Origin of the sequence: Actinotalea sp. JY-7876 (assembly GCF_014042015.1) — a bacterium.
Classification (GTDB): Bacteria; Actinomycetota; Actinomycetes; order Actinomycetales; family Cellulomonadaceae; genus Actinotalea.
Genome location: NZ_CP059493.1, coordinates 3359367 through 3377894 on the forward strand (window position 1 = coordinate 3359367; position 18528 = coordinate 3377894).

16 protein-coding genes and 1 riboswitch are annotated in these 18528 nt (G+C 74.7%); of the genes, 5 read left to right on the plus strand and 11 right to left on the minus strand.

The window, feature by feature from the left end; genetic code table 11:
• Window positions 1-55 precede the first annotated feature (55 nt).
• The 3 genes from H2O74_RS15550 to H2O74_RS15560 are packed head-to-tail and all read right to left on the minus strand — an operon-like array spanning window position 56 to window position 3923.
• Window positions 56-1102 (minus strand): ABC transporter ATP-binding protein, encoded by a 1047-nt coding sequence (locus tag H2O74_RS15550; protein WP_182112402.1) that lies wholly within the window; start codon window positions 1100-1102, stop codon window positions 56-58.
• Window positions 1099-2844, minus strand: a complete 1746-nt coding sequence (locus tag H2O74_RS15555) for an iron ABC transporter permease (RefSeq protein ID WP_182112403.1) — start codon at window positions 2842-2844, stop codon at window positions 1099-1101. The genes H2O74_RS15550 and H2O74_RS15555 overlap by 4 nt, the downstream gene beginning before the upstream one ends.
• Window positions 2841-3923: a thiamine ABC transporter substrate binding subunit gene (locus H2O74_RS15560; RefSeq protein WP_182112404.1), complete on the minus strand. Its 1083-nt coding sequence runs from the start codon at window positions 3921-3923 to the stop codon at window positions 2841-2843. Before H2O74_RS15560 ends, H2O74_RS15555 begins: the two co-directional genes overlap by 4 nt.
• A gap of 77 nt (window positions 3924-4000) precedes the next feature.
• Window positions 4001-4121: riboswitch (TPP riboswitch) on the minus strand.
• A 136-nt stretch (window positions 4122-4257) separates the two neighbouring features.
• On the opposite strand from H2O74_RS15560, the gene H2O74_RS15565 reads away from it, so the two are divergent.
• From H2O74_RS15565 to H2O74_RS15580, 4 genes are all read left to right on the plus strand, one after another.
• Entirely contained in the window at window positions 4258-4713 is a 456-nt protein-coding gene (locus tag H2O74_RS15565; RefSeq protein ID WP_182112405.1) for a hypothetical protein, read from the plus strand.
• Window positions 4714-4846: 133 nt separating this feature from the next.
• Entirely contained in the window at window positions 4847-5284 is a 438-nt protein-coding gene (locus H2O74_RS15570) for a hypothetical protein (protein WP_182112406.1), read from the plus strand.
• A gap of 4 nt (window positions 5285-5288) precedes the next feature.
• Window positions 5289-6581 (plus strand): sodium:proton antiporter, encoded by a 1293-nt coding sequence (locus tag H2O74_RS15575; protein ID WP_182112407.1) that lies wholly within the window; start codon window positions 5289-5291, stop codon window positions 6579-6581.
• Between the two features lie 111 nt (window positions 6582-6692).
• Window positions 6693-6941 (plus strand): DUF4235 domain-containing protein, encoded by a 249-nt coding sequence (locus tag H2O74_RS15580; protein ID WP_182112408.1) that lies wholly within the window; start codon window positions 6693-6695, stop codon window positions 6939-6941.
• On the opposite strand, the gene mnhG is transcribed toward H2O74_RS15580, so the two are convergent.
• The 6 genes from mnhG to H2O74_RS15610 are packed head-to-tail and all read right to left on the minus strand — an operon-like array spanning window position 6931 to window position 13579.
• Window positions 6931-7341 (minus strand): monovalent cation/H(+) antiporter subunit G, encoded by a 411-nt coding sequence (mnhG, locus tag H2O74_RS15585; protein ID WP_182112409.1) that lies wholly within the window; start codon window positions 7339-7341, stop codon window positions 6931-6933. The two genes, H2O74_RS15580 and mnhG, sit on opposite strands and share 11 nt — an antisense overlap.
• Window positions 7338-7727, minus strand: coding sequence for a monovalent cation/H+ antiporter complex subunit F (locus H2O74_RS15590; protein ID WP_182112410.1), 390 nt, complete (start codon window positions 7725-7727; stop codon window positions 7338-7340). Before H2O74_RS15590 ends, mnhG begins: the two co-directional genes overlap by 4 nt.
• Window positions 7724-8323 (minus strand): Na+/H+ antiporter subunit E, encoded by a 600-nt coding sequence (locus tag H2O74_RS15595; RefSeq protein WP_182112411.1) that lies wholly within the window; start codon window positions 8321-8323, stop codon window positions 7724-7726. The genes H2O74_RS15590 and H2O74_RS15595 overlap by 4 nt, the downstream gene beginning before the upstream one ends.
• The gene (locus H2O74_RS15600; protein WP_255491674.1) at window positions 8320-9873 is read right to left on the minus strand and encodes a Na+/H+ antiporter subunit D; all 1554 of its coding nucleotides are present in this window, start codon (window positions 9871-9873) and stop codon (window positions 8320-8322) included. Before H2O74_RS15600 ends, H2O74_RS15595 begins: the two co-directional genes overlap by 4 nt.
• Window positions 9870-10418: a Na(+)/H(+) antiporter subunit C gene (locus tag H2O74_RS15605; RefSeq protein ID WP_182112412.1), complete on the minus strand. Its 549-nt coding sequence runs from the start codon at window positions 10416-10418 to the stop codon at window positions 9870-9872. Before H2O74_RS15605 ends, H2O74_RS15600 begins: the two co-directional genes overlap by 4 nt.
• Entirely contained in the window at window positions 10415-13579 is a 3165-nt protein-coding gene (locus tag H2O74_RS15610) for a Na+/H+ antiporter subunit A (RefSeq protein ID WP_182112413.1), read from the minus strand. Before H2O74_RS15610 ends, H2O74_RS15605 begins: the two co-directional genes overlap by 4 nt.
• Window positions 13580-13868: 289 nt before the next feature.
• On the opposite strand from H2O74_RS15610, the gene H2O74_RS15615 reads away from it, so the two are divergent.
• A complete protein-coding gene (locus H2O74_RS15615) occupies window positions 13869-16244 on the plus strand; it encodes a (Fe-S)-binding protein (RefSeq protein ID WP_182112414.1) in 2376 nt (791 codons plus the stop codon).
• 459 nt (window positions 16245-16703) lie between these two features.
• Here H2O74_RS15615 and H2O74_RS15620 read toward each other — a convergent pair whose 3' ends face one another.
• Both H2O74_RS15620 and dcd read right to left on the minus strand, forming a co-directional pair.
• Window positions 16704-17774: a hypothetical protein gene (locus H2O74_RS15620; protein ID WP_182112415.1), complete on the minus strand. Its 1071-nt coding sequence runs from the start codon at window positions 17772-17774 to the stop codon at window positions 16704-16706.
• A gap of 62 nt (window positions 17775-17836) precedes the next feature.
• The gene (gene dcd / locus H2O74_RS15625; RefSeq protein WP_182112416.1) at window positions 17837-18412 is read right to left on the minus strand and encodes a dCTP deaminase; all 576 of its coding nucleotides are present in this window, start codon (window positions 18410-18412) and stop codon (window positions 17837-17839) included.
• Between the last annotated feature and the right edge of the window lie 116 nt (window positions 18413-18528).

Sequence of the window (18528 nt, forward strand, 5' to 3'; positions counted from 1 at the left end):
GGTGGGGCGGGTGGGGTGGGGCGGGTGGGGTTGGGGGCGGAGGAGGTGGGGCGGGTCAGGGGAGGACGGCGATGGCGGCGCGGTTGGCGCGCAGGCGCACCGGGGTGCCCGGCGCCGGCAGGCCGCGCGCCGCGCCCGCCGGGGTGCTCGGCTCGACGACCGTCACCGGGCCGACGCCGTCCACCTCGACCACCGCCTCCACCACGCCCCGGCCGAACGCCGCGCTGAGCACGCGGCCCGTCAGCGGACCGTCGTCGTCGCGCGCCAGGGATCCCGGGCCCAGCGCGAGCGTCGCGCCGCCCGGCCCGCCACCCAGCAGCGCACCCACCTGCGACGCCGCCGCGACGAACGCCTCGTACCCGAGGAACTCGGCCACCCGCCGGCACGCGGGCTCGTGCCACAGCACCACGGGCGGCGCAGCCTGCAGCAGGCGCCCGGCGTCGAGCACCGCGATCCGGTCGGCGACCGTGAAGGCCTCGTCGTGGTCGTGGGTGACGAACACGGCCGTCGTGCCGGTCGCGACGAGGGCCGCGCGCACCTCGGCCGCGAGGCGCTCGCGCAGGGACCGGTCGAGCGCCGAGAGCGGCTCGTCGAGCAGCAGCAGCCGCGGGCGCGGGGCCAGCGAGCGCGCGAGGGCGACGCGCTGCCGCTCCCCGCCGGACAGCGTCGCCACCTCGCGCCGCTCGAACCCGGCCAGCCCCACCAGCTCCAGCAGCTCGGCGACCCGCGCGCGCTGCTCGGCACGCGTCGCCCCCGCCATCTCGAGCCCGAAGGCCACGTTGCGCGCGACGTCGCGGTGGGGGAACAGCTGCCCGTCCTGGAACATCAGCCCGAAGCCGCGCCGGTGCACGGGCACCCCCGCGAGGTCGGCGCCGTCCCAGGTGATGCGCCCGGCGGACAGCGGCTCGAGCCCGGCGACGGCGCGCAGGAGGCTCGACTTCCCGCTCCCCGACGGCCCCAGGAGGGCGAGCACCTCGCCCGGCGCCACGTCGAGCGACAGGTGGTCGACGGCCGTCGCTACCGTCCCGTCGTCGTCCCGGTAGTGCACGACGGCGTCGCGCACGGCCAGGCCGGTCGCGCCGGGTCCCTCCGCCCCGCTCACAGCTCGGTCCCGCCCGCCGGGCGCAGCCGTTCGGCCAGGCCCATGACCAGCGCCGTCATGAGCCCCAGCAGCACCGCGGCCGCGAGCGCCATGCCGAGGTTCTCGGCGCCCGGCCGCCCCAGCAGCCGGAAGATCACGACCGGCAGGGTCGGCCGCTCGGGCCGCGCAAGGAACGACGTCGCCCCGAACTCGCCGAGGCTGACGGCGAACGCGAAGCCGACCGCGACCCCCAGGGAGCGCGCCGCGACCGGCCAGTCGACGTGCCGCAGCACCTGCGCGGGCGTCGCCCCGAGGACGCCAGCGGCCTCGTGGAGGCGGGTGTCGACGGCGCGCAGCACGGGCAGCACGCTACGCACCACGAGCGGGGTCGCCACCACGGCCTGGGCGACGGGGATGAGCGCCGCGGACGAGCGCAGGTCGAGGTCCAGGCCGAAGGGCCGGTCGAAGGTGACGAGGAACCCGAACCCGACCGTCACCGCCGAGACGCCGAGCGGCAGCATGAACAGCGCGTCCAGGACCCGCACCGCGCGCCGGGCGCCGGGCGCGCGGGGCCGGCGCGAGGCGACCAGCGCGACGAGCCCACCGACGACGACGGCGATCACCGTCGCGTCCACGGCGATCCGGACCGACGTCAGCGCCGCCTCCCACACCGTCACGCTGAGCGCGTTGGCGCCGCCCGTCGTGCCGAGGGCGACGTAGTTGCCCAGGCCCCACCCCGTCGGCGTGCGCAGCGAGCGCACGACCACCGTGGCGAGCGGCAGCACGAGCAGCACGCCGACGACGACGGCCGTCACGGCGACCGCGAGGACGTCGCCCCGGCGCCGGGCGGGGCCGCGCAGCGCGAGCCGCGGCGGGCCGGCGTCGGGCAGGAGCTGCAGGGCGCGCTCGCGGCTGCTCCGGGCGCGGCCGGCGAGCAGCAGGCACCCCGCGACGACGGCGATCTGGACGACCGAGAGCACCGCCGCCGCGCGCAGGTCCAGGAACTGCGTCGTCTGGACCCAGATCTCCGTCTCCACGGTGCCGTAGCCGGTCCCGCCGAGCACGAGGACGACGCCGAACGCCGTCGCGCAGAAGAGGAAGACGATCGCCGCGGCCGACGCGATCGCGGGCGTGAGCGCGGGCAGCGTGACGTGCCGGAACGCCCGCCAGGGCGAGGCGCCGAGCGCGCGCGCGGCCTGCTCGGCGCGCGGGTCCAGCCCGGCCCAGAATCCGCCGACCGTGCGCACCACGACGGCCAGGTTGAAGAACACGAGCGCCGCGACGACGCCCGCGAACGTCCCGTCGATGCCGAGGAACCCCAGCGGTCCGGAGTCGGCCAGGACGGAGCGGAACGCCACGCCCACGACCACGGTGGGCAGCACGAACGGCACGACGACGAACGCGCGCAGGGCCCGGCGCCCGCGGAACTCGCGCCGGTGCAGCAGGAAGGCCACGGGTAGGCCGAGCACCAGGGACAGCGCCGTGCCGACCACGGACTGGCCCAGCGTCGTGCCGATGATCCGCCACGTCCGGGCGCGGCCGAGCACGTCGGCGACGCCGGACAGGTCCGGCCCGCCGGTGTCGCCGACGAAGCCCAGCCGCAGCAGCGCGAGGACGGGGTACGCGAAGAACACGCCGAGGAACAGCAGCGGCAGGCCCGCCGCCAGCCCCCAGCCGACCCACCGGCGCGCGACCGGCCAGGCCCCCGGCGCGACGAGCGCGCGCGGGGGCGTGGCGGGCTCGGCCGGCAGGGTGGCGCTCACCCGATCACGATCTCCGTCCAGCGCTCGATCCAGGCGTCGCGGTGCTCGCTGATGAGCGCGGGGTCCAGTGTCAGGGGCTCGGCCGGCAGCGGTGCGTGCTGGGCCCAGGCGTCCGGCAGCGGCACCGACGTGTCCACGGGGTAGACGTACATGCTGCCGGGCAGGTCCGCCTGGACGTCCTGGCTCAGCAGCCAGTCGACGACCTGGCGGGCGCCGTCGGGGTTGGCGGCCCCGGCCAGGACCCCCGCGTACTCGACCTGGCGGAAGCAGGTGTCGAGCAGCGCGCCGGTGGGCGCCTGCGTCGCGCCCTCGGCGACCTCCGAGGGCGGCGACGAGGCGTAGCTGAGCACGAGGGGGCGCTCCCCCTCGCTCGACGGGCCCGAGAAGTCGACGTAGTACGCGTCCGACCAGCCGGAGACGACCTTGACGCCGTTGTCCCGCAGCGCCGTCCAGTACTGCTCCCAGCCGTCCTCGCCGAGCTCCGCGACGGTGGCCAGCAGGAACGCCAGACCCGGCGACGACGTCGCCGGGTTCGTCACGACGAGCAGGTCCCGGTAGGCGGGATCGGTCAGGTCGGCCAGCGTCGTCGGCTCGGGGACGCCCGCCTCGGCGAACCACTCGTGGTCGACGTTGACGCACACGTCGCCCACGTCGACCGCCGTCAGGTGGTGGCCGTCGTCGACCGCGTGCGCGGCCACGTCCGCGCCGGCCGCCGGCGACTCGTAGGGCTCGAGCACGCCCTCGGCGATCGCGCGGCTCGCGAAGGTAGTGTCGATGCCGTAGACGACGTCGCCCAGCGGGGCGTCCTTGGTGAGGATCAGCTGGTTGACGAGCGCGCCGCCGTCGCCGGGCGCGCGGGTCTCGAGCGTGAGGCCGGTCTCCGCCTCGAAGGCCGCGACGACGTCGTCGGACAGCGCGAACGAGTCGTGCGTGACGAGCACGACCGTGCCGGCGCCGTCGCCGGACGCCGCGGGCTCCGGGTCGGCGCCGATCGCGGAGCACGCCGCGAGCGGCAGCACGGCGAGGGCCGCGTACGGCGCGAGCCGTCGCGTGCGGTGGTGGGTGGCGATCCTCGCCATGGCTCCTCCTCGTGGTAGCAGGAGGGGGACGCCATCCGCGGCGGCCGCGGCATCGTGCCGCGCCGACGTGGACGACGTCTGAGACGTTCCCGACTCCCTACGCCGGCATCACCCGGATCAGGTTCGAGGGTCTGCGGTCACCCGCACTCTCAGCGTCCTGCGCCCGGTGGCCCGGGCGACGCTCCCCTGTCGTTCGGAGCCGACTCTACCGCCGCAGGTCCGCGGCCGGTTCGTGCGACGTCGACACGGCGCCGATCACCCTCATGGTCCTGCTGGGGCCCGCCGCCCGCCCCTACGCTGGCGCCGTCCGACGAGCCGTCCGGCAGGAGCCGCCATGTCCGCCAAGTCCGACCTCCTCGAGCACGTCCAGGCGCAGCTGGTCGAGGGAGAGCGCGTGCTCGCCGTGACGACGGTCCAGGTCAAGGGCGGCACGAAGCGGGACTTCTCGGCGAAGACGCTCGCGGGCGCCGCGGCGTCGATGGCGACCCTGGCCGCGACGGGCGGATCGGTGGGCCTGATGGTCGCCGTCGTCCCGCCCGCCGCGTGGTTCGTGGGCACGACCGAGCGGGTGCTGCTCATCGCGCGCACGGCCATGGGCGCGGGCATCGGCGAGACGATCTTCGCCGCGCCCCGCGCCGCGCTGGAGGTCCGGTGGCGCTCGATGGTGCTCAACGAGATCTCGCTGGTGGACCCGGCCGACGGCGCCTCGCTCGTGCGCCTCAACGTCGGCGTCAAGCGCGGGGCGGCGAAGAGCATCGTCGACGCGATCCAGGGCTCCGCCCGCCCCTGAGCGGCGGCCGCGGACGCGCTGCTCGTCGACCGCGAGGACGTGACCGGACCCGCCCGCTGACGTACGCCGGGACACGCGGGCGGCTGCTGGTTACGCTCGCGACACGGCCCAGCAGCACCCCGGGAGGACGGCCATGTCGCTCGTCTCACAGCTCTTCGCAGGGACCCACGCCGAGGCGATCGCCCGCGCCGACGCGCTCGACGCCGGGGACGACCTCGACGACGCGACGTCGGCGCTGGACGTCTCGCTGACGCCCGTCGACCTCGAGGTGCTCGGCGAGATCGCCGCGAAGGCCGTCCGCTTCGGCAGCGGGGACCTCGAGGTGGCCGAGGTGGACCTCGACCACGAGCTCCTCTTCCGGCTGCCGCCGTTCCTGTGCGAGGTGCTGGCGCAGCTCGACGCGCCCGAGGACGCCGACGCGCCCGGGGAGGTCGCGCAGGCGTGGGCGGCGTCGGAGGAGATGGACGCGGCGGGCGAGGACCTGCAGCCGCTGGTGCGCTCCATCACGGGCCTGGTCGCTGCCGCGCACGAGTCCGGCCAGAACGTCTACCTCTGGCTCGAGCCGACGTGATGCGGTGATCCAGTTCGACGGCAGCGGGGCCGTCTTCGCCGTCATCGGCGTCGCGACCCTCGCCGCCGCCGTACTGCCCCGGGCGCTGCACCGCGCGCCGCTGTCGATGCCAGCCGTCTTCCTGGGCGCCAGCATCCTGGCCTTCACGCTGCTGCCCGGCCTGCCCGACCCGGATCCGGTCGAGCACCACGTCGTCGCGCTCCACCTCACCGAGATCTGCGTCGTCGTGTCCCTCATGGGCGCAGGGCTGGCGATCAACCGCAGCGTCGGGCTGCGCCCGTGGGCCACCACGTGGCGGCTCCTCGGCATCACCATGCCGCTGTCGATCATCGCGGCCGTGGTGCTCGGGTCGTGGCTGCTCGGGCTCGGGCTCGCCGCGGCCGTGCTCGTCGCGGCCGCCGTCGCACCGACAGATCCCGTCCTCGCGAGCGAGGTGCAGGTCAACGAGCCGACGGCCCAGCCGGGGCAGGACGACGACGAGGCCCGGTTCGCCCTGACGGCCGAGGCCGGCCTCAACGACGGGCTCGCCTTCCCCTTCACGTACGCGGCCATCGCGATCAGCGTGGCCGGACCGGCGCTCGACGGCTGGGCCGGCGAGTGGCTGGTCGTCGACGTCGGCTGGCGCATCGCCGTCGGCGTGCTGGGCGGCGCGGTCGTGGGCCGGCTCCTGGGCCGGCTCTTCTTCTCCGACTTCGCCCGACGGCGACACCTGAGCGAGCACGCGCAGGGCTTCGTCGCGCTGGCCGCGACGTTCCTCGCCTACGGCGCGGTCGAGCTCGCGGAGGGCTACGGCTTCGTCGCCGTCTTCGTCTGCGCCGTCGCCTTGCGCGACGTCGAGCGCCACGACGAGTACCACGCGGTCCTGCACTCCTTCGTGGAGCAGGTCGAGCGCCTGCTCACCGTGGTGGTGATCGTCATGCTCGGCGGCGCCGTGGCACGCGGGCTGCTCGCCGGGATCGGGTGGGCCGACGTCGCCTTCGCCGCGCTGTTCCTCCTCGTGGTCCGTCCCCTCACCGGGATGATCGGCCTCGCGGGCGGACGCACGGGCCGCCGGGAGCGCCGGGTGATCGCCTTCTTCGGCGTGCGCGGCGTCGGCTCGCTCTTCTACGTGGCGTACGCGCTGGAGCACGGGGACTTCGCCGACCCGCAGCGCATCTGGGCCGTCGTCGCGCTCGTCGTGGTCGGCTCGATCCTGCTCCACGGCGTCGCGGCGACGCCCGTCATGGCCCGCCTGGACCGCGCGCGCGAGCGGCGCGCGGCGGGCACGGACGAGGACCCGGCGCACACGGCCGTCTGACTGTGTCGATCCGCGGGTTCCGGCTGGGGTGAGGCGGACGCCCCGCACCAGCGGGCGCGCGGCGACCCGTGCGGCACTAGCCTCTCGACAGGACGATCATCAGGAGGAACCGTGGAGTCCAAGAAGGAGTCGTGGGTCGCCAAGGCCGTCGGCCTCGGGTTCGCGCTGGGCGCGGCGTGGCTGGCGAACCAGCTCATCGACCGGAGCTGGAACAAGGTGCTCGGCCACAAGCCGCCCAAGGCGGAGGACCCGGGCGACGCACGCGTCGGGGAGGTGCTCGCCTCGGCGGCGATCTCGGGGGCCATCGTCGCGCTGGCCCGGGTGCTCGCGACGCGCGGCGCCGCCAAGATCATCCGCTGACTGCGGGGCCGCCCTCGCGCTCGTCCTGCTGCTCCTCGCGGCTCGCCTGCGCCTGGGCGGCCTCCATGTCACGCGTCAGCTCGTCCACGACGAGCATCTCGCTGCGCACCTTGCCGGTCCGGTAGCCCGCGCGCGAGAGCATGTGGGACGCGACCGGCGCCGTGAGCATCTGGAACAGCACGACCAGCACGAGCATCCAGATGATGTGCCCCGTCCGCAGGCGCAGGCCGAGCCCGAGCATGAGCAGCAGGAGTCCGAGCACCTGCGGCTTGGCCGCCGTGTGCATGCGCGCCAGCAGATCCGGGAAGCGGACGACGCCGACGCCGGCCGAGAACGCGAGCAGCGAGCCACCCAGCAGGCAGAGCCACGCGACGACGTCGAGCACGGTCTCCCAGCTCATGACACCTCCCCCTTCGCGCGGCCGCCGCGGTGCTCCTCGTCGCTGCTCTCGCGTTCCGCACGCTCGGCCTCGATGCGCTCGTTCTCGAGCGCCGCGAGCTCCTCGCGCGTGAGGATGCGGCCCTCGCCCTCGGTCTCGACGGCGGCGAAGCGCGCGACCGTGACCGAGGCGAGGAACCCGACCAGCGACAGCACGACGAGGATCGGCACGGTGTCGACCCGCCGCGACCACGCCGCCTCGAGCGCGATGCCCCCGACGAGGGCGCCGGTGAGGATGTCGAGCGCGACCGTGCGGTCGAGCATGCTCGGGCCCTTCTCGGCCCGGATGAGGGCGAGCACCGCGGCCGAGCCCAGGAGGGCGCCGCACACCAGCACGACGACGGTCATCGCGCACCCCCGCTCGACGCGCCCGACGCGACGGCCGGGGTGTCCTCGGGGCGCCGGCGCAGACCGACCTGCGCCAGCTCCTCGTCCGACGCCAGCGCGCGCAGGATGCGCTCCTCCTGGTCCAGGACGTGCTGGCGGGCGGCGTCCACACCGTGCGCCATGTCGACGTCCAGCACGTGCACGTAGAGCATCCCGGTCGTGCGGTGGGCCTCGACGACGACGGACCCGGGCACCAGCGAGCAGAACTGCGCCGTGAGCGTGAGGTAGAGGTCCGAGTGGGAGCGCAGCTGGACGGCGATGACGGCGCTGCGCGGGGTCCGGCGCGGATCCAGGGCCAGCAGGGTGACCTGGGTGCTGGCGACCACGAGGTCGACCGCGAACCGGTAGAGCAGGTAGGCCAGCGCCCCGGGATGGACGCGCCCGTGGAAGTCGATCACCGGCATGCGCAGCAGCCGCACGACGACGACCGCGATGACGATGCCGGACAGCACGTTGGCGATGCTCAGGTCTCCCCAGAGCAGCACCCAGATGACCGTCAGCCAGGCGACGGCGAGGAGGGGGAAGCCGAGCGAGCGGCGGCGCGGGTGCAGGCTCATCCCTCGGCCTCCTCCGTCACGTCGGCCGACTGGCCCTCGCCCCGCGAGCCGTCCGGCAGGACCGCGGTGATGTACTGGTCGCGGTCGCGCAGGGTCAGCGAGGCACGCTCGGTGTAGGCGAAGAGCGGCCCGGCGACGACGGTGAGGGTGAGGCCGAGCGCGACGAGCGCGCCCGCGGGGCCGAGCATGCCGCCGGGCAGGCGAGCGGCCGGCGGCTCCACGGGCGGCGTCTGCCAGAACGCCTTGTTCCACGCCTTGACGATGGCGTACAGGGTCAGCAGCGAGGTGACGACGGCGCCGGCGACCAGCGCCCACGCCAACGGCGTGCCCACGGCGGCGCCCGCCTGGAGCAGACCTGCCTTGCCGAGGAAGCCCGACAGCGGCGGGATCCCCGCGAGGTTCATGGCGGGGATGAAGAACAGGACGGCGAGCACCGGCGCGAGCTTGGCGAGCCCGCCCAGGTCGTCGAGCGACGTCGACCCGCCGCGGCGCTCCACCAGGCCGACCACCAGGAACAGCGCGGTCTGGACGGTGATGTGGTGCGCGACGTAGAAGATCGCCGACGCGAGGCCCTGCTCCGACGACAGCGCGATGCCGAAGATCATGTAGCCGATGTGGCTGACCAGCGTGAACGACACGAGTCGCTTGATGTCGTTCTGCGCGACGGCGCCCAGGATGCCCACGACCATGGTCAGCAGCGCGACCCACATCAGCAGGTCGTCGACCCGGCCGTCGGGGAACAGCAGCGTCTGGGTCCGGATCACCGCGTAGACGCCGACCTTGGTGAGCAGGCCCGCGAAGACGGCGGTCACGGGCGCGGGCGCGGTCGGGTAGGAGTCGGGCAGCCAGGCCGAGAGCGGGAACACCGCGGCCTTGATCCCGAAGGCGAGCAGCAGGAGCAGCTGCAGCGCGAGCGAGACGGTGGGGTCCACCTCCGGCAGCCGCTCGGCGAGCTGCGCCATGTTCACGGTGCCCGTCGCCGCGTACACCAGCGCGATCGCGAGCAGGAAGATGACCGACGAGGTGAGCGAGACGACGACGTAGATCGTGCCCGCCCGGATGCGCTCGCCCGTCCCACCCAGGGTGATGAGCACGTACGACGCCGCGAGCAGGATCTCGAAGCCGACGTACAGGTTGAACAGGTCGCCGGAGAGGAACGCGTTCGCGACCCCCGCGGTCAGGACCAGGTACGTCGGGTGGAAGATCGCGATCGGCGTCTCGGCGTCGCCGTCCTCGACGCCCTGGGCGAGCGAGTACAGCAGGACGCACAGGGTCACCGCCGACGAGACGGTGAGCATGAGCGCGGAGAGCCGGTCGGCGACCAGGTCGATGCCCACGGGCGCCGCCCAGCCACCGACGTCGAGCACCAGCGGGCCCTGGTCGGCGGCCACCAGGAGGACGACCGAGGAGGCGAGGACGAGCGAGAGCACGATGACGCTGATGACGCCCTGGGCGCGCCCGTGCCTCCACAGCGCGAGGGCGAGGCCGGCGCCGAAGAGGGGCAGCACGACGGGCAGCGGCACCACCCAGGTCAGGTCGCTGAGGTTCACGCGTCACCCCCGCGGTCGCGCCGGCCGGACGCGGCCTCGTCGAGCGTCGCGTGCATCGGCGCGCCGTCGCCGTCGATGCCCTGGTCCACCGGTCCGGTCTCGTCGCGCACGGACTCCGCATCCTCGTCGAGGGTGGTGGTGACGTCGGCGTCGGCGTCGGCGTAGGCCGCCTGGTCCGCGGCCGCGCGCCGGGCGATCCGGCGGTCCTCCAGGTCGTCCTGGACCTCGTCGTGCCGGTTGAGCTGCCAGGACCGGTACGCCATCGCCAGCAGGAAGGCGGTCATGCCCAGGGTGATGACGATCGCGGTCAGCACCATCGCCTGGGGCAGCGGGTCGCTCATCTCGCCCTCGGGCGTGAGCCCGATGATCGGGGCGCCGCCCGCACGGCCGCCCGCCACCAGGAAGAGGAGGTTGACGCCGTTGCCCAGGATGATCACGCCGAGCAGCACGCGGGTCAGGCTCCGCTCGAGCAGCAGGTAGACGCCCACCGTCACGAGGACGACGATCGTGGCGACGAGAGCGAGGCTCGGGGACATCTCGATCATGAGGGTCCTCCCGCGTCGGACGTGCCGGAGCCCCGCGCGGACCCTGCCGCCGCCGCGACGCCGGGGTCGTCGGTCGCCTGCGGAGCCACGGGGAGCTCGTCCGAGACCTCCGCCGTGCCGGCCTCCTCGCCGTGCCGGTCGATCTCGGCCCCGAGGCTGCGCAGGATGTCGAGCATCAGCCCGATCACCACGAGGAACACGCCGAAGTCGAAGAAGAGCGACGTCACGAGCTTGACGTGGCCGAGCAGCGGCAGGTCCATCTCGATGATCACGCTCTGCAGGACCGAGCCGCCGGCGAGGATCGCGACCAGACCGACGCCGGCCGACAGGAACAGCCCGGTGCCGAGGAGCAGGCCGGGGTGGACGGGTGCGGCCTCGCCCAGCTCGTACCGGCCGCCCGCGAGGTACCGCACGATGAGGGCGATCCCGACGACGAGGCCGGCCGCGAAGCCGCCGCCCGGCGCGTTGTGGCCCGAGAAGAGCAGGAAGACCGCGAAGACGATCATCGAGTGGAAGAGCAGCCGGGTCGTGATCTCGAGGATCACCGACCGGCGCTGGGGCGCGAGCGTGCTGCCCCCGCGCAGCCACTCCCGCTGGCGACCCTCGCCGAGCGCTGGCGCGCGCGGACCGCGATGACGCCGCTGCCCGCCCGGCTCGTCGCCCGCGAGCACGTCGCCGTCGTCACCGTCGGCGGAGGCGGGGTCCGTGACCCGCGCACGCGCCCCGGCGGCGGGGCCGCGCAACGCGCTCATCGGGTCGCCCGCCTGGGCCCACACGGAGCTGTCCTCGTCCAGGTCGCGGGTGCGCAGCACCTCGCCGCTGCGCCGGCTGAGGAAGATCAGCGAGGCGACGCCGGTCGCGGCGACCAGGAGCACCGAGATCTCGCCCATGGTGTCCCAGGCGCGGATGTCCACGAGCGTCACGTTGACGATGTTCTTGCCGCCGCCGTAGACGTAGGCCTCCTCGGCGAAGTCCGTCGAGACCGGGGCGTCGACCCGCGCGTTGGGCACGATGAGCGCGAGCGCACCGACCGTCAGGCCGACGGCCGCGCCGATGGCGAGCCGGACCCACCGGCTGCCCGCCAGCGGGCGCACCGAGAAGTACGCGGGGAGCCGCCGCAGCACGAGGACGAAGACGACGAGCGTGATCGTCTCCACGAGGATCTGCGTCAGCGCGAGGTCCGGCGCCCCGTGCAGCACGAAGATCGCCGCGACGCCGTAGCCGCTGACGCCCGCGAGGACGACCGCCTTGAGCCGGCGTCGGGCGCGGGCCGCGAGGACGGCCGCGACGGCGGCGAGCCCGCCCGCGAGCAGCTGCACGGGCGTGTCCCAGGCGCGGACCTGGAGGTCCGCGAACGCGGGACCGTTGCCCATGGCGCTCCAGGCGAGCGCGACGAACACGACGAAGATCGTGCCCAGGTACAGCGGCAGCGAACCACGCTGGGTGAGGGCGGTGACGTCCGCGGCGAGGTCGTCGAGACGGCGCATGGTGCGGCGGTAGACGCCGTCGGCCTCGAGCGGCACGCTGACCCGCGCCTGCGCGCGCTCCACGGCCGCCCGGCACCAGAACAGCAGCACGCCGGCGACCAGGACCAGGACCGTGAGCCCGAGCGCGGGCGTCAGCCCGGCCCACAGCGCCAGGTGCCCCGGCTCGCCCGGGAGCGTGTCCGCGTAGGGGCTCAGCAGCTCCTCGCCGACGGTGGGTACCAGCGCCGCAACGAGGCCGAGGAGGGCCAGCAGCGCGGCGGGGACCACCAGGACGAGCGACGGCTGGCTGACCGCGACCGGCTCCTCGGCGCCCCGCCCGGCCCGGGCCTCCGTGCCGCGCTTGTCGACGGCGTCGTCCAGCACGTCGTCGACGCCCTCCTTGCGCGCGAACGCGCCCCACCAGAACCGCAGGCCGTAGGCCACGGTCAGGGTGGACCCGACGACCATCGCGACGAGCACGAGGAGCCCGGGCAGGGTGCCGACGTCGTGCAGGAGCGCCTCGAGCGCCGCCTCCTTGGCGACGTAGCCGGCGAACGGCGGCAGGCCGATCATCGACGCCGTGGCGAGCGCGCCGGCCGCGGCGGTGAGCGGGAGCTTGCGGCCCACCCCGGAGAGCCGGCGCAGGTCACGCGTGCCGGTGGCGGCGTCGACGACGCCGACCGTGAGGAACAGCGACGCCTTGAACATGGCGTGGGCGCCGAGCATCGCGATGCCCGCGAGCGCGGCGGCGCGCGAGCCGGACCCGACGAGCATGACCAGCAGGCCGAGCTGGCTCACGGTGCCGAAGGCGAGGACCAGCTTGAGGTCGTACTGGCGCAGCGCGCGGTAGCCGCCGTGGACCAGCGTCCACGCGCCGAGTCCCAGCACCACGACCTGCCACGCCGCCAGGTCGGCGAATCCGGGGGCGAACCGCGCGACGAGGTACACGCCGGCCTTGACCATCGCGGCGGCGTGCAGGTAGGCCGAGACGGGCGTCGGCGCGGCCATGGCCGACGGCAGCCAGAAGTGCAGGGGCACGAGCGCGGACTTGCTCACGGCCCCCGCGAGCAGCAGCACGACGGCGACCGTGACGCCGGCGCCCGACGGCGGGTCCGCGATGACCTCCGACATCCGGTAGGTGCCCGCGTGCTCGCCGAGGATCACCAGCCCCACGAGCATCGCGAGGCCGCCCGCGGTCGTGAGGATGATGGCCTGCATCGCCGCGCGGCGGGACGCCTTGCGGTCGGCGTAGTGGCCGATCAGCAGGTAGGAGAAGACGGTCGTGAGCTCCCAGAACGTGTACAGGAGCAGCATGTCGTCGGTCGTGACGAGGCCCAGCATCGAGCCGGCGAAGGCGACGAGGACCCCGCCGAACCGGCCGAGGCCCGACGCGGACCGCGAGAAGTAGGCCGACGAGTACACGAGCACGAGCGCCCCGACGCCGCCCACGAGCAGCACCATGAGCCACGACAGCGTGTCGAGGCGGAACGCCAGCTCCATCCCGATGGACGGGACCCACTCGACGATCTCGACGGGGCCGTCCCCGGCCATGACGGCGCTCGTCTGGCTGAGCGCCCACGCGGCGGCCGAGGCCGGCGCGAGGGCCAGGATCAGGAACGCGCGGCGTCCGAGGAGGCGGCAGAGTGCGGGCGCGACGAGGGCCACCAGGAGGTGAACCGCGAGCAGCAGCAGCACGTCCGCTCCGTCCTGTTGGGCGGTGGTCGGTCGGTCGGCGGCCCGGCGCGCTCGCCGAGGGTGCGGCGGCACGGGGCCAGGGTCAGGCTGAGAAGGGTGGCGGTGAGCCCCGCCGGCCCCCGGGCGCCGTCGCAGCACCCCGGGGGTCCAAGTCTACCGGCTGCGATGCGGTGACCTTCACCGTGCGGTCATGCCCGGGTCAAGCCATGGCCGCGCTGCTCCGGACCGGCGGGCGGCGGCCCGGGCGCCGGTCACGAGCCCGCCGCGACCGACCGGCTAGCGTGACAGGGTGCCCGCGCTGCAGCTCACCGCCCTGGTCATCGCCCTGGCCGCGACCGTCGTCGGGGTCTGGACGTTCGCCCTCGGCGTCCGCGCGATCGTGCGCACGCTGCGCCGGGGCGGGCCGGCGGCGGGCCGCACCGACCACCCCGTGCGACGGACCTGGCTGGTGGCGAAGGAGCTGGTCGGCCACGGCCGGTTCCAGCACCGGCCGTTCGTCCGCGTCGCGCACTGGGCCGTCATGGTCAGCTTCCCGCTGCTCTTCCTCACGCTCGTCCAGGCCTACGGCCAGCTCGTCGACCCGCACTTCGCCGTCCCGCTGGTGGGGCGCCTGCTCCCGTTCGAGTGGCTGACCGAGGCGATCGCGTGGCTCTCGCTCGTCGGGATCGTGCTCCTCATCGCTGTGCGCCAGCGCGAGCACCCGCGACGCGGTCGGGCCGCGCGGCCGTCGGCCGCGGTGTCGACGCCCGCCGGGGAGATGGCGCCGCCGGACGGGCGCGCCTCGCGGTTCTTCGGATCGAACTGGGCGCAGGCCTACGTCGTCGAGGGCGTCGTCCTGGGCGTGGTGGTGTGCGTGCTGCTGCTGCGCGGGCTCGAGTACGCGATGGCGGTGCAGGGCAGCACCCTCGGCTGGTTCGCCTACGCGCCGCTGTCGCAGGAGGTCCACGCGCCGGGCGCGGGGACCTACCCGGCGGCGCCCGGGTCGCTCGCGCACTTCCCGCTCACCGCCTGGTTCGGCCAGTGGTTCACCGGCTGGTCCCCGGCCGCCGTCGAGGCGGCGATCGTGGTCGTCGCGCTGCTGAAGATCCTCATCTCGATGAGCTGGATGGTGATCGTGGGCCGGCGGCCCGCGATGGGCGTCTCGTGGCACCGGTTCCTCGCGGTCGTCAACGTCTGGGCCCGCCGCGAGGTCGACGGTCGCCCGGCGCTCGGCGCGCTCCCGCCGCTCCGCGTCGGCGGCGAGGCCGTGGACCTCGAGAAGCTGGAGGACCTGCCCGACGACGTCCGGCTCGGCGTCGGGCAGGTCGAGGACTTCACCTGGAAGGGCCTGCTCGACTTCTCCACGTGCACCGAGTGCGGCCGCTGCCAGGAGCAGTGCCCGGCCTGGAACACGGGCAAGCCGCTCTCGCCCAAGCTCGTCGTCACGGCGCTGCGCGACCACGCGTACGCGACGGCGCCGTACCTGCGGGCCGCGGCGAACGCGTCGACGGAGCCGGCCGGGCACACCGCGACGACCGGGCACGTGCCGCTGCCGTGGGAGGGCGGGCCCGGACCGGCCGACGAGAGCCACGCCGGCGTCGACGTCCTGACGCTCGTGGGCGACGTCGTCGACCCGCAGGCGCTGTGGGACTGCACGATGTGCGGCGCGTGCGTCCAGCAGTGCCCCGTCGACATCGAGCACGTCGACCACATCGTCGACCTGCGCCGCAACCAGGTCCTCATGGAGTCCGCCTTCCCGGACGAGCTGGGGCCGATGTTCACCAAGCTCGAGCGGCAGTCGAACCCGTGGGGGCTGCCCGCCCGCCAGCGGCTCGACTGGGCGAAGGGCCTCGACTTCCCGGTGCGCGTCATCGGCGTCGACGTCGAGGACGCGTCCGAGGTCGAGTACCTGTTCTGGGTCGGGTGCGCGGGCGCGTACGAGGACCGGGCCAAGAAGACGACGCGCGCGGTGGCCGAGCTGCTGCACCTCGCCGACGTCAGCTTCGCCGTGCTCGGCGACGGCGAGTCCTGCAGCGGCGACCCGGCGCGCCGCGCGGGCAACGAGTTCCTCTTCCAGATGCTGGCGCAGGCGAACGTCGAGGTGCTCACCGAGGCCAAGGCGCAGCGCATCGTCGTGACGTGCGCGCACTGCTTCAACACGATCGCGCGGGAGTACCCGCAGCTCGGCGGGCGGTACGACGTCGTGCACCACACCGAGCTGCTCGACCGGCTCGTCGGCGAGGGCCGGCTCACCCCGGTGGCACGGCCCGGCGAGGCGCCGGCCGAGGACGTCGTGACGTACCACGACCCCTGCTACCTCGGGCGGCACAACCAGATCTACACGCCGCCGCGCGAGCTGCTCGGCGCGCTGCCCGGCGTGCGCCTGGCGGAGATGCCGCGGACGCGCGAGCGGTCGTTCTGCTGCGGCGGCGGCGGCGCGCGGGTGTGGATGGAGGAGACCACGGGCACGCGGATCGGCACCGACCGCGCCGCCGAGGCCATCGGGACGGGCGCGTCGGCGATCGCGACCGGGTGCCCCTTCTGCACGATCATGCTGACCGACGGCGTGGCCGCGGCCTCCGCCGCCACCGACGGCGCGGGGGGCACCGGTGGCGCCGCGCCGAAGCCAGAGGTGCTCGACGTCGCCCGCCTGCTCCTCGACGCGGTCCGCCCACCCCAGCCCTGAGGCGGTCCCCCGGCGCGCAGTCCGCGCCGCTACCCCTACCCCCGCCCGCCCGCTCCGGCACCCACCCCGGTCGCCGCCCGCTCCGGCACCCACCCAGCCGCCCAGATGTTCGCGTCCGCACAACCGCACACCTGGCCACGTTCCGTACCCCTCCACCCGCACGCATGCGCGCGTCCGAGCGTCTGCGCACCCGGCCGCGCTCCTCCCTCCCGCCGCACGGATGTTCGCGTCCGCGCAACCGCACACCTGGCCACGTTCCTTACGCCTCCAGCTGCGCGGATGCGCGGACGCGAACATCTGGCCGCGGCGAGGCGGAGCGGGGTGGGTGACGCGGAGCGGGGTGGGTGCCGCGGAGCGGGGTGGGTGCCGCGGAGCGGGGCCGGGAGCGGTAGTGCGGGGTGGCGCCGCGGCGGGCGGCGAGGCCTGCGGGCGGGCCCGGTGTGCGGGGCGGGGCGGGGGCTAGAGGTCCGCGGGGTCGACGATGAAGTCCATGACGTCGGTGATCTCGCCGCCGACGGCCTTGTGGACCGCACGCGTCAGCGCGATGACCAGCGGCGTCGCCCGGCCCCGGGCCACCTTGTGCGCGAGCGACGGGCGCTCGGCCTCGGCGTCGGCGAGGTCGACCGGCTCCCACCGCACGCGGTAGGCGACCGCACCGGCGACGGCCCACGGCACCTGCGCGATGACCGGCGGCACGTGCGTCTCGCCTGCCACCTCGAGCGCGACGATCCCGTCGAGGTCGAGGTCCGCCAGGGCGCCGTAGCCGGTCATCGCCGGGGGCGAGGTCAGCGCCGCGATGTCGTGGTCGTCGGCGGCCGCGTGGAGCCGACGGCGCATGTCGTCCGTCAGGGGCTCCGTGCCGGGCACCGGTGCCGCGTGCCGGGCGGGGCCGGCGTAGTGCGGCGTCGGGAGGTTGAGGCGGGCGCGGGGCAGCGCCTGCCGCATGACCGTGAGCGCCGCCTCGGGCTCGAGCCAGATGTCCGTCCAGACGGTGAGGTCGACGGCGGCCGCCGGGTCCGGCACCAGCAGCGCCGAGGGACTCCCCCCGCGGGCGCTGGTCCGCACGGCGCCACCGAGCCGCCGGGCGGCGGCGAGCAGCCACGCGACGGTCCGCTCCTCGTCGCGCACGGGCAGGCCCTCGGGGAACGCGCGTCGCAGGCCGTCGCGGTCGCCGCCGTACGGGAACGGTCGCTCGCCGCGCTCGACGGGCGCCTCGACGACGTAGGCGATGCCGGCCTGCGCGGGCACACCGAGCGCCGCCGCCGTCGGGCGGTCGAGCGTGTACGGGCCGACGAGGACGCTGTGGCGCGAGAGGCGCAGGCGCCCCGGCGGCGGCGTCACGACGCGCAGCCCGCGCGCACCGCCGGAGGGACGTGGCGTCGCGGTCGTCGGCTCCCGCTCCCAGGTGGCGCGGGGGAAGCGGCTCGCCGCGAGGGTCCCGACCTCGTCCGGCCCGACGTCGCCCGGCAGCACCAGGAGATGGTGGGAGACGACGTCGTCGGACGTGGGATCCAGTACGGGCAACGGCATGGTCGCAGCCTAGGTCGGTCGTGTTGCCGGTGTGCTTCCGGGACGTTGCCCGGGCCGGTGCGTCAGACCTGCGTGCGGTGGAACGACAGGAAGGAGCGCGACGCCGTCGGGCCGCGCTGTCCCTGGTACCGCGACCCGTAGGTCGCCGAGCCGTAGGGCTCCTCGGCCGGCGACGAGAGGCGGAAGAAGCACATCTGGCCGATCTTCATCCCCGGCCACAGCTTGATCGGCAGCGTCGCGACGTTCGACAGCTCCAGGGTCACGTGGCCCGTGAAGCCCGGGTCGATGAACCCCGCCGTGGAGTGCGTGAGCAGGCCGAGGCGGCCCAGCGAGGACTTGCCCTCGAGACGCGCGGCGACGTCGTCGGGCAGCGTGACGGCCTCGTACGTCGAGCCGAGGACGAACTCGCCGGGGTGCAGGATGAACGGCTCGTCCCGCTCGACCTCGACCAGGCGCGTGAGGTCGGGCTGGTCCTGCGCCGGGTCGATGAACGGGTACTTGTGGTTGTCGAACAGGCGGAAGAACTTGTCGAGCCGCACGTCGATGCTCGACGGCTGGATCATCGTCGGCTCGTACGGGTCGAGCAGGATGCGACCGGAGTCGAGCTCGGCGCGGATGTCGCGGTCGGAGAGCAGCACGGGCGACACGCTAGCGGCTGCCCACCGGGCGCGTCCGTTCCACCCGACCACGTCCACTGCGGAGGACGTGCTCGTCCGGTTCGGACGTGCTCGCCGTGCCGGTGGCGGGCGACGGG